General features: G+C 70.4%; 17 protein-coding genes, 1 pseudogene and 1 riboswitch. Of the genes and pseudogenes, 13 read left to right on the plus strand and 5 right to left on the minus strand.

The annotated features are described in order from the left end of the window. Positions 1 to 68 precede the first annotated feature (68 nt). From VLF38_RS07995 to era, 8 genes are all read left to right on the plus strand, one after another. Positions 69 to 1,064: a PhoH family protein gene (locus VLF38_RS07995; protein ID WP_325270761.1), complete on the plus strand. Its 996-nt coding sequence runs from the start codon at positions 69 to 71 to the stop codon at positions 1,062 to 1,064. After that, on the plus strand, positions 1,061 to 1,528 hold the full coding sequence (ybeY, locus tag VLF38_RS08000) for an rRNA maturation RNase YbeY (RefSeq protein WP_325270745.1): 468 nt from the start codon (positions 1,061 to 1,063) through the stop codon (positions 1,526 to 1,528). Before VLF38_RS07995 ends, ybeY begins: the two co-directional genes overlap by 4 nt. Positions 1,529 to 1,531: 3 nt before the next feature. Continuing rightward, the gene (locus VLF38_RS08005; protein ID WP_325270746.1) at positions 1,532 to 2,848 is read left to right on the plus strand and encodes a hemolysin family protein; all 1,317 of its coding nucleotides are present in this window, start codon (positions 1,532 to 1,534) and stop codon (positions 2,846 to 2,848) included. Positions 2,849 to 2,853: 5 nt separating this feature from the next. Beyond that, positions 2,854 to 3,192, plus strand: coding sequence for a cytidine deaminase (locus VLF38_RS08010; protein WP_325270747.1), 339 nt, complete (start codon positions 2,854 to 2,856; stop codon positions 3,190 to 3,192). A gap of 53 nt (positions 3,193 to 3,245) precedes the next feature. Continuing rightward, positions 3,246 to 4,631: an FAD-binding oxidoreductase gene (locus VLF38_RS08015; RefSeq protein WP_325270748.1), complete on the plus strand. Its 1,386-nt coding sequence runs from the start codon at positions 3,246 to 3,248 to the stop codon at positions 4,629 to 4,631. A gap of 3 nt (positions 4,632 to 4,634) precedes the next feature. Then, the gene (locus VLF38_RS08020; protein WP_325270749.1) at positions 4,635 to 5,909 is read left to right on the plus strand and encodes a cyclopropane-fatty-acyl-phospholipid synthase family protein; all 1,275 of its coding nucleotides are present in this window, start codon (positions 4,635 to 4,637) and stop codon (positions 5,907 to 5,909) included. 80 nt (positions 5,910 to 5,989) lie between these two features. Beyond that, on the plus strand, positions 5,990 to 6,814 hold the full coding sequence (locus VLF38_RS08025; protein ID WP_325270750.1) for a siderophore-interacting protein: 825 nt from the start codon (positions 5,990 to 5,992) through the stop codon (positions 6,812 to 6,814). Then, on the plus strand, positions 6,811 to 7,797 hold the full coding sequence (gene era, locus VLF38_RS08030) for a GTPase Era (RefSeq protein ID WP_325270751.1): 987 nt from the start codon (positions 6,811 to 6,813) through the stop codon (positions 7,795 to 7,797). The genes VLF38_RS08025 and era overlap by 4 nt, the downstream gene beginning before the upstream one ends. A 4-nt stretch (positions 7,798 to 7,801) precedes the next feature. Here the strand turns inward: era and VLF38_RS08035 are convergent, their stop codons facing one another. Genes VLF38_RS08035 through VLF38_RS08045 form a run of 3 tightly spaced genes read right to left on the minus strand, consistent with a single transcriptional unit; the run spans position 7,802 to position 9,966 of the window. Then, positions 7,802 to 8,602 (minus strand): septum formation family protein, encoded by an 801-nt coding sequence (locus VLF38_RS08035; protein ID WP_325270752.1) that lies wholly within the window; start codon positions 8,600 to 8,602, stop codon positions 7,802 to 7,804. Positions 8,603 to 8,610: 8 nt separating this feature from the next. Then, positions 8,611 to 9,429 (minus strand): septum formation family protein, encoded by an 819-nt coding sequence (locus VLF38_RS08040; protein ID WP_325270753.1) that lies wholly within the window; start codon positions 9,427 to 9,429, stop codon positions 8,611 to 8,613. Positions 9,430 to 9,468: 39 nt separating this feature from the next. Then, positions 9,469 to 9,966, minus strand: coding sequence for a flavodoxin family protein (locus tag VLF38_RS08045; RefSeq protein WP_325270754.1), 498 nt, complete (start codon positions 9,964 to 9,966; stop codon positions 9,469 to 9,471). 152 nt (positions 9,967 to 10,118) lie between these two features. Here VLF38_RS08045 and leuA point away from each other — a divergent pair, with 152 nt between their 5' ends. From leuA to VLF38_RS08070, 5 genes are all read left to right on the plus strand, one after another. Continuing rightward, complete coding sequence (gene leuA, locus VLF38_RS08050; protein ID WP_325270755.1) at positions 10,119 to 11,846, plus strand: 2-isopropylmalate synthase; 1,728 nt, start codon at positions 10,119 to 10,121, stop codon at positions 11,844 to 11,846. Positions 11,847 to 11,934: 88 nt separating this feature from the next. Beyond that, positions 11,935 to 12,444, plus strand: a complete 510-nt coding sequence (locus VLF38_RS08055; protein ID WP_325270756.1) for a hypothetical protein — start codon at positions 11,935 to 11,937, stop codon at positions 12,442 to 12,444. Between the two features lie 42 nt (positions 12,445 to 12,486). After that, a riboswitch (guanidine-III (ykkC-III) riboswitch) is annotated at positions 12,487 to 12,553 on the plus strand. Positions 12,554 to 12,567: 14 nt separating this feature from the next. Beyond that, positions 12,568 to 12,852: a CBU_0592 family membrane protein gene (locus VLF38_RS08060; RefSeq protein ID WP_325270757.1), complete on the plus strand. Its 285-nt coding sequence runs from the start codon at positions 12,568 to 12,570 to the stop codon at positions 12,850 to 12,852. 12 nt (positions 12,853 to 12,864) lie between these two features. Beyond that, positions 12,865 to 13,392 (plus strand): DUF1990 domain-containing protein, encoded by a 528-nt coding sequence (locus VLF38_RS08065; protein ID WP_325270758.1) that lies wholly within the window; start codon positions 12,865 to 12,867, stop codon positions 13,390 to 13,392. Between the two features lie 36 nt (positions 13,393 to 13,428). Continuing rightward, complete coding sequence (locus VLF38_RS08070; protein ID WP_325270759.1) at positions 13,429 to 13,866, plus strand: hypothetical protein; 438 nt, start codon at positions 13,429 to 13,431, stop codon at positions 13,864 to 13,866. Between the two features lie 11 nt (positions 13,867 to 13,877). On the opposite strand, the gene VLF38_RS08075 is transcribed toward VLF38_RS08070, so the two are convergent. Next, positions 13,878 to 14,321, minus strand: a complete 444-nt coding sequence (locus VLF38_RS08075; protein WP_325270760.1) for a hypothetical protein — start codon at positions 14,319 to 14,321, stop codon at positions 13,878 to 13,880. 71 nt (positions 14,322 to 14,392) lie between these two features. Further along, a pseudogene (locus VLF38_RS08080) lies at positions 14,393 to 14,787 on the minus strand (ion transporter); the annotation flags it as partial.

Genomic DNA, 14,787 nt, shown 5'->3' on the forward strand with positions numbered 1-14,787 from the left:
ACGGCCCCTTCAAGGAGCCCGGCGCCAAGAACACCCGCCACACGGTGGTGGTCCCGCCGAGCGTCGACATGGTCAACGTCCTCGGCCCGGGTGACGAGTTCCTCGGCATCATGGAGGGCGAGTTCGACGCCGACATCCATGTGCGCGGCAACCAGTTCGTGCTCCACGGCGTGCCGAGTGAGATCGCCCTCATCGAGCGCTTCCTGCAGGAGCTGGTGACCGTCATCCGCACCGGCCAGGGCGTCACCAACGAGACCGTCGAGCGGATCATCTCGATGCTCCGCGCGGAGACGAAGGAGAAGCCGGCCGACGTGCTCGGCCTCAACATCCTGAGCAACCGCGGCCGCACGATCCGCCCCAAGACGCTCAACCAGAGCCGTTACGTCGAGGCGATCGACAAGCACACGATCACGTTCGGCATCGGCCCTGCCGGCACCGGCAAGACCTACCTGGCGATGGCCAAGGCGGTCCAGGCCCTGCAGTCGAAGCAGGTCAACCGGATCATCCTGAGCCGCCCGGCGGTCGAGGCCGGCGAGCGCCTCGGCTTCCTGCCGGGCACGCTGACCGAGAAGATCGACCCCTACCTGCGGCCGCTCTACGACGCCCTCCACGACATGCTCGACCCCGAGCTGATCCCCAAGCTGATGGCGGCCGGCACGATCGAGGTCGCACCCCTGGCCTACCTGCGCGGTCGCAGCCTCAACGACTCCTTCATCATCCTCGACGAGGCACAGAACACCACGCCCGAGCAGATGAAGATGTTTCTCACCCGGCTCGGCTTCGGCTCGAAGATCGTGGTCACCGGTGACATCACCCAGACCGACCTGCCGGGTGGTGTGAAGTCCGGTCTCCGTGTCGTCGAGGGCATCCTCGACGGCATCAAGGACATCTCGTTCAACCGCCTCACCGCCCACGACGTCGTCCGGCACAAGCTGGTCGGCCACATCGTCGCGGCGTACGACGAGCACGATGCTGCTCAGGAGGCCGCCCTCGCCACCGCCTCCGCGGCGAGGGCCGCGCTCAACAAGACCATCAAGCCCCCGCAGAAGGAGAACCGTCGGTGACCATCGAGGTGCTCAACGAGTCCGGCCTGACCCTGGATGTGCAGGCGACCTCGCGGCTCGCCCGGTTCGTGATGGACCGGCTCCGGGTCCACCCCCTCGCCGAGCTCTGCATCAAGGCCGTCGACGAGCCGACGATCGCCGAGCTCAACGAGAAGTGGATGGAGAAGCAGGGCCCGACCGACGTGCTCGCCTTCCCGATGGACGAGCTCCGTCCGGGCAAGGTCAACGAGGAGCCCGAGGAGGGCGTCCTGGGTGACCTCGTCCTCTGCCCGGCCGTCGCCGAGCGCCAGGCCACCGAACGCCGCGAGGCCGGCCAGGCGGACTACACCACCGAGGCCGAGCTCCAGCTCCTCACCGTCCACGGCATCCTCCACCTCCTCGGCTACGACCACGCCGAGCCCGAGGAGCACCGGGTGATGTTCGGCCTGCAGGACCAGCTCCTCGCCGAGTACCACGCGAGCTGACCGATGGAGCCTGCGGATCTCTGGCTACTCGCCCTCGCTGTCGCACTGACCGCGGTCGCGGGGTTGCTCTCGGCGGCTGATGCCGCCCTCATCTCGTTCTCACGCGCCCGCGCGGAGGAGATCGAGCAGGAGGGGCGCGCCGGAGCGCGCAAGCTGGTGCGTCTGCTCGACGACCCGGCGCGCTACCTCAACAGCGTCCTGCTGCTGCGCATCGCGGCCGAGGTCGCGGCGATCGCCCTGGTCACCTACCTCGCCGTCACGCGCATCGACTCCTGGTGGCAGGCCCTCCTGCTGGCGAGCGGCGCGATGATCGTCGTCTCCTACGTCGTGGTGGGCGTCGCGCCGCGGACGCTGGGCCGGCAGCACGCCGTTCCCATCGCTCTCGCCTCGGCGCCGGTGCTGCTGGCGCTGACACCGTTCTTCGGACCGGTGCCGAAGCTGCTGATCATGCTCGGCAACGCGATCACGCCGGGCAAGGGGTTCCGTGAGGGGCCGTTCTCCTCCGAGACCGAGCTGCGCGAGCTCGTCGACCTCGCCGAGGCCTCGAGCCTGATCGAGGAGGGCGAGCGCCAGATGGTGCACAACGTCTTCGAGCTGGGCGACACCAGCGTCCGCGAGGTGATGGTGCCGCGCAACGACGTGGTCTTCGTCGAGCGCCACAAGAACCTCCGCCAGACCATGTCGCTCTTCCTTCGCAGCGGCTACTCCCGCCTGCCCGTGATCGGCGAGAACCTCGACGACGTCATCGGCCTGGCTTATCTCAAGGATGTCTCGCGGCGCGTCTTCGACGACGCCGACGCCGAGACGACCCAGCGCATCGACACCCTGCTCCGTCCGGTCCACTGGGTGCCTGACAGCCTCCCGGCCGACGCCCTCCTCAAGGAGATGCAGGCGCGCCGGCAGCACATGGCGATCGTCGTCGACGAGTACGGCGGCACCGCCGGCATCGTCACCATCGAGGACGTCCTGGAGGAGATCGTCGGAGAGATCACCGACGAGTACGACGCTGCGTCGGTCGAGGTCGAGCACCTCGCCGACGGCGGAGTCAAGGTCTCCTCCCGCTTCCCGGTCGACGACCTCGACGAGCTCTTCCCCGAGGTCCACCTCACCGACGACGAGGTCGACTCCGTCGGTGGCCTGATGGCCAAGCTGATGGGCGTCGTGCCGATCCCCGGCTCCGCCGTCGAGGTGGCCGGTCTTCACTTCGAAGCGGTGGCAGCAAGCGGCCGCCGCAACCGCATCGACACCGTCGTCATCACGCGGGTGCCCGAGACCGATCCTGCCCTCGACGGTGAGCCGTCCGCCGGATCGGTAGCCTGAGCCGCATGGCTGATCTCCCCGTTGCCCTGTCTGCTGAGGACAACAAGCTCGTCGTGCTGGCCCGGGCCACCCGCGCCCGCACCCGCGCCGCCGAGGGCGCGGCTGTCCGCGACAGCGACGGCCGCACGTACGCCGCTGCCACGGTCGACCTGCCCAGCCTCCAGCTGAGCGCCGTGCAGGTCTGCATCGGCATGGCGGTCGCCTCCGGCTCCCGCGGCCTCGAGGCGCTCGTCCTGCTCGGTGAGGCCGAGGGGCTCACCGAGCCCGATGCTGCCGCGGTCCGCGACTTCGCCGGCGACGACGTCGTCATCCACGTCGCCGACGGCGCCGGCAAGCTCCGCTGAGGTCGACACCCGGCGAGTGACGCTCTCCGCACGCCCGCGCTAGCGTCGGAGGTGTGACGACCCCGCTCGGATGGGACCGACACCGGGAGGGCGTGGCCCGACTTCTTTCGTCGTACGCCGCGCTCCCGCCGGGCGCGCCCGTGCGCCTGCGCAAGCGGACATCGAACCTCTTCCGTCCGCGTGACCTGGTCGAGAGTGGTCTCGACGTCTCCGGCCTCGAGGGCGTGATCGCGGTCGACCCCGCCACCCGGACAGCGGAGGTGCAGGGCATGTGCACCTACGAGCACCTCGTCGACGCGACGCTCGCCCAGGGCCTGGTGCCGCATGTCGTTCCCCAGCTCCGCACGATCACGCTCGGCGGCGCGGTGACCGGCCTCGGCATCGAGGCGACGTCCTTCCGGCTCGGGCTCCCGCACGAGTCGGTCCTCGAGATGGATGTGCTCACCGGTGCCGGCGAGGTCGTGACAACCCGGCCGGGGGACCCGCTCTTCGACGCCTTCCCCAACTCCTACGGGTCGCTCGGCTACGCCACCCGCTTGCGGATCGAGCTCGCGCCGGCCCCGGCGTACGCCGCGCTGCGGCACGTCCGTCTCCCCGACTCCGGCCTGCTGGAGAAGGCGATCGCGGAGGTCGTCGAGACCGGTGAGTGGGAGGGGCAACGTGTCGACGCGATGGACGGCGTCGCGTTCGAGCCGGGCGAGCTCGTGCTGACCCTCGCCCGGTGGACTGATCAGCCGGCGGGCGGACGGCGGCCGTCCGACTACACCGGCTCCCGCGTCTTCTACCGGTCGCTGCAGGAGCGCGAGACCGACCTGCTCACCTTCCACGACTATCTCTGGCGCTGGGACACCGACTGGTTCTGGTGCAGCGCCGCCTTCGGCGCGCAGCACCCTGCCGTGCGGGCGCTGTGGCCGCGGCGGCTGCGCCGTTCAGACGTCTACCACCGGCTGCTCGGCCTGGACCGTAGGTTCGGCATCTCGCGGCGCCTCGACGCGCGGGCCGGGCGCCCGGAGCCCGAGCGTGTCGTCCAGGACGTCGAGGTGCCGCTGGAGCGGCTGGGGGAGTTCCTGGCGTGGTTCGACGCCGAGGTCGGCATGCGGCCGGTCTGGCTCTGTCCGTTGCGCCTCCGACGCGACGCCGGAGCGGGTGAGCGCCCGTGGCCCACGTACCCGCTCGAGCCCGCCCGGACCTACGTCAACGTCGGCTTCTGGGGCACCGTCCGGGTGGGTGAGGGCGCCGCTGACGGTCCCACCAACCGTGCGATCGAGCAGAAGGTCAGCGAGCTCGGCGGCCACAAGTCCCTCTACAGCGAGGCGTTCTACGACGCAGCGACGTTCGACCGGCTCTACGACGGCGCGCACCTCGCTGCCGTGAAGCAGCAGCACGACCCCGACGGGCGACTCACCTCGCTCTACGACAAGGCAGTCCACAGGAGGTAGCCCATGGCCCGGATCGCGGAGGTCCTCGACGCGTTCTTCGACGGCGCCCTGCCGGTCCGCATCGCGGCGTATGACGGGAGCGAGGCCGGCGACACCGGCTGCCCGTACACCCTCGACATCACCTCGCCGCGTGGACTGGCCTACCTGCTGACGGCGCCCGGTGACCTGGGCCTGGCCCGGGCCTACGTGAGCGGCGACCTGGTGCTGCGCGGCACGCATCCGGGCGATCCCTACCCGATGCTCGTGCTGATGGCCGGGCGCACCGACATCCCCCGCCCGGGTCCGCTCGACGTGCTGAGGCTGATGGCCGATCTCGGAGTCTCGAACTTCATCCCGCCGAAGCCGCCGCCGGAGGAGCACCTGCCGGCCTGGCGGACCAAGCTCGACGGGCTCCGCTGGTTCCAGCGGCACACCGAGGAGCGCGACGCCGACGCGATCCGCCACCACTACGACGTCTCCAACCGGTTCTACGAGCTCGTCCTCGGCCCGTCGATGACCTACACCTGCGCGGTCTTCGCGCGCCCGGTGGCGACGCTGGAGGAGGCGCAGGAGGCGAAGTACGACCTGATCTGCCGCAAGCTCGACCTGCGTCCGGGCCAGCGGCTGCTCGACCTCGGGTGCGGCTGGGGCGGGATGGTCCGCTTCGCGGCCCGGGAGTACGGCGTCCACGCGCTCGGCGTGACGCTCTCCCGCGAGCAGGCGTCCTGGGCCCAGCGGGCGATCAAGGAGGAGCACCTCGACCCGTACGCCGAGGTACGCCACCTCGACTACCGCCACCTCGACGAGGCCGGCTTCGACGCGATCAGCTCGATCGGCCTGACCGAGCACATCGGCGTCGCCAACTACCCGGCGTACTTCGCCTTCGTCGCCGACCGGCTCAAGCCCGACGGACGGCTGCTCAACCACTGCATCACGCGCGCGGACACCCGGCGCGACGGGCGTGCGGGCGCCTTCATCGACCGGTACGTCTTTCCCGATGGTGAGCTGGCGGCGTCGGGCACGGTCGTATCGGCCGTCGAAGGGGCAGGACTCGAGGTGCAGCACCACGAGAACCTGCGCCGCCACTACGCGCTCACCCTCGCCGGGTGGAACCGCAACCTCGTCGACAACTGGGACGCCTGCGTCGCGGAGGCCGGTCTCGGCACCGCCCGTGTCTGGGGGCTCTACATGGCCGGATCGCGGGTGGGCTTCGAGCGCAACGAGGTCCAGCTCCACCACGTGCTGGCCACGCGCACGGTCGAGGGCGGCACGTCGTACCCGATGCGCCACGCCTTCTGACTCGCGCCTGTGACCAGCCGAACCTGCGGCTGTGACCACGCGAGCCAGGACTTGTGGCCCACGACCACTAGCCTTGTCCGGTGAGCACCCGAGCAGCGCAGTACCCCGCGACCGTCCTGAGGCGGGAGCAGCTCTCCGACCACTTCGTGCGGATCGTGCTCGGGGGCGACGGCCTGGCGGCGTTCGAGAGCACCGGTGTGCCGGACGAGTGGGTCGCGCTGACGGTGCCCGGCCAGTTCCAGACCCGCTACTACACGGTCCGCTCCTGGCGCGAGGGTGAGCTCACGCTCGACATCGTGGTGCACGACCACGGGCTGGTGACGGAGTGGGCAGCCGGTGACTGCGTCGGCGACGTGGTGACGATCAGCGCGGCCAAGGGAAGCTTCGACATGCCGTCCTCCGCGCAGTGGCTGCTGCTGGTCGGCGACCTGACCGCACTGCCCGCGATCGCGCGCATCATCGAGACCGCGCCGGCGGAGCTCGACGTACGCGCGTGGGTGGAGATCCCCGACGCTCCGCTGACGGACTACGTGGCGGGGGAGGCGATCACCTGGGTTCCCGTCCCTCACGATGCCGAGACGGCGACCGCCGCGATCGTCGAGGCCATCGACTGGCCCGACGGCGAGGGCTACTTCTGGATGGCGGGGGAGTCCGCGCAGATGCGCGCCATCCGCAAGCACCTGATGCGCGAGGTCAAGCTCCCCACGAGCGCCTACGACGTGATGGGCTACTGGCGCGGAGGCGGCCACGAGCGCCAGCCGCGTGCGGTCGATCCCGGGCCGATCTGGCGCGAGGGCAAGGCACAGGGCAAGACCGACGACGAGATCTGGGCGGCTTACGACGCGGCCCGCGACGAAGCAGCCGCTCAGGCGGCCGATGATGCAGCACGAGAGGCTGACGCATGAGCGAGCACGACCGCGACTTCGACGTGAAGGGCGTGGCTCCCGCCCCGCCGATCCACGGCCAGCGCCCCGACGGCTACCGCAGCGGCTTCGCCTGCTTCGTCGGGCGCCCCAACGCCGGCAAGTCGACGCTGACCAACGCGCTGGTGGGCTCGAAGGTGGTCATCACCTCCAACAAGCCCCAGACCACCCGCACCGTGGTCAAGGGCATCGTCCACCGCGACGACGCCCAGCTGATCCTCGTCGACACTCCCGGCCTGCACCGGCCGCGCACGCTCCTCGGCGAGCGCCTCAACGACCTGGTGATGACCACCTGGTCCGAGGTCGACGTCGTCGCGGTCTGCTTCCCGGCCGACGAGAAGATCGGCCCCGGCGACACCTTCATCGTCAACGAGCTGGCCAAGGTCCGCCGCACGACGAAGATCGCGATCGCGACCAAGACCGACAAGGCGACGCCCGAGCAGCTCGCCTCGCACCTGCTCGCGATCGCCGAGCTGGGTCGCACGACCGGCACGGACTGGGCCGAGATCGTCCCCGTCTCCGCCGTGGGCGACAGCCAGGTCGACCTGCTCGCCGACATCCTGATCGGCCTGATGCCGGAGGGTCCGCAGCTCTACCCCGACGGCGAGCTGAGCGACGCACCCGAGCAGGCGATCGTCGCCGAGCTGATCCGCGAGGCCGCGCTGGAGGGCGTGCGCGACGAGCTGCCGCACTCGATCGCGGTGGTCGTCGAGGAGATGAACCTCCGCGAGGGACGCCCCGCCGACCGGCCGCTGCTCGACATCCACGCCAACCTCTTCGTGGAGCGCGACAGCCAGAAGGGCATCATCATCGGCCACAAGGGCTCGCGGCTGCGCGAGGTGGGCACGGCCGCACGCCTGCAGATCGCCGCCATGCTCGGCACGCCGGTCCACCTCGACCTCCACGTGAAGGTCGCGAAGGACTGGCAGCGCGACCCGCGTCAGCTGCGCAAGCTCGGCTTCTGAGCCCTCACTGGCCCTTCGGGGCCCAGCAGAAGCCGTAGTGCTGGCCGGCGCGCCACTGCGCGCGCGTCGGTGGTGTCCAGCCCCAGGTGAAGGTCAGCTTGTCGTCGGCGAGGTCACGCACGCGGTCCTCGCATGCACTGCCGGCTGCCCGGGCCTGGCGCAGGCCCTTCACGTCCAGCGTGGCCACCGCGCGCCAGCTGCTCCGTGCCGAGCAGATGACCTGCTGGGCACCCCGGGAGCCCGGCTTGGCCGTCGCGCAGCGGCCCCAGCGGTCACGCCCGGCCTCGCTGTCGAGCACCTTCTTCAGGGTGCCGCCGAGGCGGGCGAGCCGGCCCTCGGCGGCGAGGGCGATGACGTCGCAGCGGACCCACGACTGGCCGGCGTCCGACTCCTCGAGGCTCGGCCCGAACCAGATCGCCGAGAGCATGCTCAGGCGCCGCTGCTCGCGGGAGCCCCCGACGTACGCCGCGAACCGGCGCGGGCACTCGGTCGCCATCTGGTTGCGCACCCGCTCCGAGTCGACTGCGAGAAGGTGTCCGCTCGGGGTGAGGGTCGCGGCGGGGCCCACGAAGTACGTGCGGGCCGTGTGCGCCGTCCGGCACGGCACCGGCTTCGCGTCGCTCGTCGCAGCGATCGCCGCGGCGTACGCGAGGTCGTAGCAACCGTTGGCAGGAGGCTGGGGCGCCGGACTCGCCGTGGGCGGGGGAGTCGGGGTGGCGGAGGGCTTCGCCTCGGGGGCCGCGTCGGTGCACGCGGCGGTGGTCAGCAGCAGCGTGGCGACGGCCAGCAGTCGCGCGAGGCGCATCGGGTTCCTCACTTGTCCGTCCGGGCCCAGCAGATCGAGCGGCGGTTGCCGGCGTCCCACTCGGCCTCGTGGAACCACGTGTACCCGAACTGGAAGTCGACCGCATAGTTGAGCCAGGCGCTGATCGAGTTGCGGCAGTACTCGCGGGTCTTCACCTCGATCACCCGGTCGCCCGGATAGGGCTGCGACGGCTCCCCGACCTTGATGGTGGTGGCGGCCCGCCAGTCGTGGGGCCGGTTGCACGGCACCTTCACGCTCGTGGAGACCGAGCGGCCGCGACCGCAGACCATCCACCGGTCGGCCGGCTTGCTGGTGCGGAGGAGATTGCGGGTCTTCTTCGGCAGGGCGAGGAAGCGATCCTTCGCGACGGCCTCGGTGCCGCCGACGAGGTCGCAGCGGTACCAGCGTGCGCCCTTCTCCCACGCCTTCTCGGACGGACGGAACCACGCCCAGCTCAGCACGGTGCGCATCACCACGGACTCGTCAGCGCCCAGGTGGCGCGCGAACGCCTCGTTGCAGGCGCGGTAGCCGGCGAGTGCCACCTCCCGGCTGTCGTACGCCGCGTCCTCGAGCTCGTCGGGCAGCTCGCCCACGGCGTACGTCTCCGCGGTGTGGCGCTTGCTGCAGCTCACGGTGCGGGTGGCGTCGCTCGACGCCTGGATGTCAGCGGGCTCGAGCACCCGGCATGCACCGGCGTCGGGTCGGGCGACTGCGTCCACCTGCTCGGGGTCGACGTCGGCGGAGAGGTCCGAGCCGCACCCGCTGGCGAGGAGCAGCGTGGCGACGGAGAGCGCGATCACGCCCGCGACGGCACACACGCGCAGCACGCCTCGCACCATCGGCCCCGCCCCGTTCACCTCGATCGCTCACTCCAGCGTGAGCGCCGCGATCGTACCGCCCAGCTCATAGGCCGCCTCGCGGTGAGCGTCGGTGACCTCACCGAGGACCTCGAGCACGTCGTACCCCTGCCTCCAGCCGAGGGCACCGACGATGCTGGTGACGCTGCGGACGGCTCCGGTCAGGTCGTAGCGGCCATGGACGTAGAGGCCGAACGGACGTTTCGCGGTGGTGCCGCTCTCGTTGCTGACGTCGGTGGAGCCGGAGTCGTCGAGCTGGCCACCGACGGCGAGGAAGGTCGAGTCGAAGAAGTGCTTGAGCGCACCGCTCATGTAGCCGAAGTTGGCGGTCGTGCCGAGCAGGTAGCCGTCGGCGGCGAGGACGTCGTCAGCGGTCGCCTCGAGGGCCGCCTTCACGACCACGTCGACACCGTCGATGCTGTCGTCGTGGGCACCGGCGGCGGCCGCGTCGGTGAGGGCCTGCAGCGACCGGGTCGGGGAGTGGTGGACGACGAGCAGGGTGGCCATGTGTCCAACGTAGTGCGCTAGTCTGGACTCGTCATGATGCGCCAGTTCCTTCTTCTTCGCTGCCGCAGCGAGGCCTGAGACTTCAGTCGGCCTTCCTCGCTGCGGAGAGTCTTGCGCGCCGGCGCCACTCACTCTGAACCCAAGGCGATCCCATGACGAACCTGAACAACACGCAGAACCAGCAGAAGCCGTCGCCGATGCCGTTCGGCCGCTACGCGGCGTTCGAGCCCGTGACCGTGCCGGACCGCACCTGGCCCGACGCCAAGATCACGAAGGCTCCGCGCTGGCTCTCGACCGACCTGCGCGACGGCAACCAGGCCCTGATCGACCCGATGGACCCGGCCCGCAAGCTCGAGATGTTCGAGCTGTTGGTGAAGATGGGCTACAAGGAGATCGAGGTCGGCTTCCCGTCCGCCTCGCAGACCGACTTCGACTTCGTGCGCTCGCTCATCGAGGGCGACCGGATCCCCGACGACGTCCAGATCTCGGTGCTGACCCAGGCCCGCGAGGACCTCATCGAGCGCACGGTCCAGTCGCTCGTCGGCGCGCCTCGCGCGTCCGTGCACATGTACAACGCGACCGCTCCACTCTTCCGCCGCGTCGTCTTCGGCGTGACGCCGGAGGAGTGCATCGGCATCGCCACCCGCGGCACCGAGCTCGTCATGAAGTACGCCGAGTCGCTGCTGTCGCCGCTCGTCGGCTCGGAGGACTTCGGCTACCAGTACAGCCCCGAGATCTTCACCCAGACCCCGACCGACTTCGCGCTCGAGGTCTGCGAGGCGGTCTCCGACGTCTGGCAGCCGGAGGATGGTCGCGAGATCATCCTCAACCTGCCGGCGACCGTCGAGATGTCGACGCCCAACACCTACGCCGACCAGATCGAGTACTTCTCGCGCGGGCTGACCCGACGTGAGCACTCGGCGATCAGCCTGCACCCGCACAACGACCGCGGCACCGCCGTCGCTGCGACCGAGCTGGCGCTGATGGCGGGCGCCGACCGCGTCGAGGGCTGCCTCTTCGGCCACGGCGAGCGCACCGGCAACGTCTGCCTGGTCACCCTGGGCATGAACCTCTTCTCGCAGGGCATCGACCCGCAGGTCGACTTCAGCGACATCGACGAGGTCCGCCGTACGGTCGAGTACTGCACGAACCTGCCGGTCCACCCGCGTCACCCGTACGCCGGCGACCTCGTCTACACGGCATTCTCCGGCTCGCACCAGGACGCGATCAAGAAGGGCCTGGAGGACCTCGACCGCGTGGCGCGCGAGAAGGGCGTCTCCGTCAGCGACATTCCGTGGGAGGCGCCGTACCTGCCGATCGACCCCAAGGACGTGGGCCGTTCCTACGAGGCGGTCATCCGGGTCAACAGCCAGTCTGGCAAGGGCGGTGTCGCCTACATCCTCAAGGCCGAGCACAACCTCGACCTGCCGCGCCGCGCGCAGATCGAGTTCTCCCGGGTGATCCAGGAGCACACCGACGCGTCGGGCCAGGAGATCTCCTCCGACTCCATCTGGAAGATCTTCAGCGAGGAGTACCTCGAGAAGTCCGCACCGCTCCAGCTCAACTCCGTGCACACGGAGTCGGCCGTCGGCGCCGCCGACGCGCTGCGGGTCGGGGTCGTCGTCGATGGCGAGCACGTCGAGCTGTCGGGCAGCGGCAACGGCCCGATCGCGGCGTTCGTCGACGCGCTGGGCCAGGTCGGCCACGACGTCCGGGTCCTCGACTACACCGAGCACGCCCTCTCGGCCGGCGGCGACGCGGTTGCCGCGGCGTACGTCGAGTGCGCGGTCGGCGACAAGGTCCTGTGGGGAGTCGGCATCGACGCGAACATCGTCACGGCGTCGCTGAAGGCGGTCATCAGCGCGGTCAACCGCGCCTGAGGTGTCGTCCTGTACGCCGGTGCCCACCTCGGGTGCCGGCGTACGGCGTTTCCCGGTGGTGGTTCCGCACGGCCGCTAGCGTTCGGCCATGTCGTGGATGCATCGTCGCGTATCGCTGCCCCTGGGGCCGCTCGTCGCAGGCCTCGCGGTCCTGCTGGTCTTCGCTGTCGTCACGTGGTTTCGCGAGGCCGAGACGCGCAAGGTGGCTTCCGTGTGCGAGAGCTGGCTGGAGCACCGGGGGGCCCTCGACACGGTGATCCTGGAGACCGCGGTGGCGGTCGAGCGGCTCGATGACCCAGGGGACCGCAAGCCGGGGAGCCTCGCCCTGGCGTACGACGATGTCGAAGGGCAGCTGTCGGCACTCGGGGCCTGGATCGCGATCGCGCCGGGCCTGCGTGAGCAGATCGACGACTGGGAGGTCGACGCGTCCCAGGCGATCAAGCACTCGCTGTCGGACTCGCGGCAGCTCCGCACCACGATCCAGAGCGGTGAGGCGACCGAGGTCGCCGGGCACGACGCGGAGCTCGCGGCCGGGAACCTGCGGGCCACGCAGGAGTGGCTCCGCGACAGCTGTGGCACTGCCTGGCGGCGTCTCTGAACCGTTCAACGGCCCTTGGCGCGGCGTGCCACCATGGCCGACGTCGCGGCAGGAGTCTCTGCCGTCCCGGACGAGTCACGTCGTACCCGGCCAGCCAAGACGGCGTGGTCCAGGAGGACACCCATGAACATCGGCACCGTCATCCAGCTCATCGGATCGTTCCTGATCCTCGTGCCCTTCGTGCTGGTGCAGCTGAAGCGCCTGAGCACGGAGGCATCCGTCTACATCTGGCTCAACCTCGTCGGGGCCACCATCCTCGCCGCCGACGCCTGGCACGGCCAGCAGTGGGGCTTCCTGCTGCTCGAGGTCACGTGGGCCGGGGTCTCTCTCGCCTCGCTGCTGCGCCGCGCGGGACGCGACAATGAGCGCCATGAGTATCGCCGCGACGCCGTCGCCCATGAGCACTGAGGCGGTCTCGCCGTGGTGACCCTGCTCGACCCGGTCGACGTCGAGCGACTCTCCCGGGAGCCGTTCACCCATGACGCCGTAGGCGCGACCCGGGGCGCCATGCCGGCGGGTCACCGCCACCTCGACCACACCAGGACGATCCGGGGGCGTGGCTTCGACGAGGCGGCGGAGTTGCTGATGAGCTGGCGTCTCCACGAGTGGTCGGGCCTCAGCGTCGTGGCGTCCAGCAGAGGTGTCGAGGCCGGTGGCGTCGTCGTGCTCGGGCTCGGTGCCGGCCGGGCGCGGCTGCGCATCCCCTGCCGCGTCGCCTATGTCATCGACGAGGCAGACCGTCGCGGGTTCGCTTACGGAACCCTGCCCGGCCACCCCGAGGTGGGCGAGGAGCTCTTCCTCCTCGAGCGTCGTCCGGGCGCGGCCGCCGACCTCACGGTGCGGGCCTTCTCCCGCCCCGCCACCTGGCTCGCCCGCGCCGGTGGACCGGTCTCCCGGTACGTGCAGAGCTGGATGACGGACCGGTACCTGCGAGCCCTCGACCGCTGACCGGAACCCGACGCGCCGCCGGCTCGTCCTACCGACATGCGCCCATGCTTCGTCGTACTCCTCGCTCTCCTGACCGCCACGCTGGTGCCGGCCACGACGGCGACCACAGCAGTGCGCGCGGCGGCGGACTGTGCGGCGCCGATGCTCGACGTGACCCCTTCGACCGAGCTGCCGCGCACGGCCGAGGTCACCGTGACCGGGCGCTACTTCAAGGACGGCTGCCAGGACACCGGCGTGTGCACGGGCTACCTCGGTTGTCAGCGGTGTGACTACGGGCCGGAGCCGAAACCGCAGCAGGACCTCACCCTGAAGCTCCGCCAGGACGGAAGGACCTGGGCGCTCGCGACCACCGATGCGGACGACTCCGGCAAGGCCAGCTGGACGTTCCGGCTCCCACCCGGAGTCGACGAGGGACCTGCCCGCCTCACGATCGACAGTGCGTACGCCGAGCCGGCGGTCGTGCGGATTGGCTGACGCCACCCGCCTCAGGCCACGGCGTCGTCGGGCGTGAAGGCGCGGAGCTCGACGTCGTTGGCGAGGTGGACCGCGAACGCCCGCACGTCACACGCGCGCGCGGCGGCGGTCAACCCCGCTGCCCAGGCCCGGTCGCTGGCGGAGACGCCCGGTCCGCCGGGTCTGCTGATCAGGAACCCGACGCTGCCATCGGGCACCCCTGCCATGCCCAGCACGTAGTCGCACAGGCGCATGAGGCTGGCCAGGTCGTCGCGGTCGGGGAGGGTGGGCAGGTCCTCGACCTGCTGGAGGAAGGGCACAGAGCCGCCGTCCTCGTCGAAGAAGGCGAGCCACAGCGACGTGCTCGAGAAGCCGAGCTGGCCCATCAGGGCCCGGAAGTGGCGGTGGAGGTCGGCCTGGGTGCGGACGGGCGGCATGTCCTCGGGGCGGCTCAGTCGGGGGATCTCATCGGTCATGCCGACACCCTCACCCCATCGGGCGGCGCCTCGCTCCCGTCATCCACAGGCGCGTCATGCACAGGCTGACGTCAGCGAGTGCGGCGCTGCTCCTCGACGAGCGAGGCGCGCACGTTGGCCCGCAGGTCGACGGCGGAGACCCGGATCGCGTCGGAGATCAGCTCGTGGACCCGCGGGTCGGCGAGCGCGCCGTTGAGGATCCGGAAGACGGTGTCGCTGACCATCCTCACGATCTCGTCGTGGAACGGCACGTAGCGGAACTTCTTCGTCGTGGAGTCCTGCTTGATCAGGTCCACGATCAGTGCGTCGAGCTCCGCGCGGTTCTCCTCGATCGCCGCTGCGACATGGGTCGCATAGTTGCCGGTCTGTACGACCGCGATCACCTCGTCGAGGACAGCGATGGTCACCGGCTTGCGGATCGCGCCCACGATCGCGCCGGAGAACCGCCCGACGATGTACGCCGAGG

It is taken from the genome of Nocardioides sp. (assembly GCF_035481145.1).
GTDB lineage: Bacteria > Actinomycetota > Actinomycetes > Propionibacteriales > Nocardioidaceae > Nocardioides.

Coding starts and splice junctions, on each gene's coding strand:
- VLF38_RS07995 (WP_325270761.1), top strand. CDS start 69: ATGGTCAACGTCCTCGGCCCGGGTGACGAGTTCCTCGGCATCATGGAG.
- VLF38_RS08005 (WP_325270746.1), top strand. CDS start 1,532: ATGGAGCCTGCGGATCTCTGGCTACTCGCCCTCGCTGTCGCACTGACC.
- VLF38_RS08010 (WP_325270747.1), top strand. CDS start 2,854: ATGGCTGATCTCCCCGTTGCCCTGTCTGCTGAGGACAACAAGCTCGTC.
- VLF38_RS08020 (WP_325270749.1), top strand. CDS start 4,635: ATGGCCCGGATCGCGGAGGTCCTCGACGCGTTCTTCGACGGCGCCCTG.
- era (WP_325270751.1), top strand. CDS start 6,811: ATGAGCGAGCACGACCGCGACTTCGACGTGAAGGGCGTGGCTCCCGCC.
- VLF38_RS08035 (WP_325270752.1), bottom strand. CDS start 8,602: ATGCGCCTCGCGCGACTGCTGGCCGTCGCCACGCTGCTGCTGACCACC.
- VLF38_RS08045 (WP_325270754.1), bottom strand. CDS start 9,966: ATGGCCACCCTGCTCGTCGTCCACCACTCCCCGACCCGGTCGCTGCAG.
- leuA (WP_325270755.1), top strand. CDS start 10,119: ATGACGAACCTGAACAACACGCAGAACCAGCAGAAGCCGTCGCCGATG.
- VLF38_RS08055 (WP_325270756.1), top strand. CDS start 11,935: ATGTCGTGGATGCATCGTCGCGTATCGCTGCCCCTGGGGCCGCTCGTC.
- VLF38_RS08060 (WP_325270757.1), top strand. CDS start 12,568: ATGAACATCGGCACCGTCATCCAGCTCATCGGATCGTTCCTGATCCTC.
- VLF38_RS08070 (WP_325270759.1), top strand. CDS start 13,429: ATGCGCCCATGCTTCGTCGTACTCCTCGCTCTCCTGACCGCCACGCTG.
- VLF38_RS08075 (WP_325270760.1), bottom strand. CDS start 14,321: ATGACCGATGAGATCCCCCGACTGAGCCGCCCCGAGGACATGCCGCCC.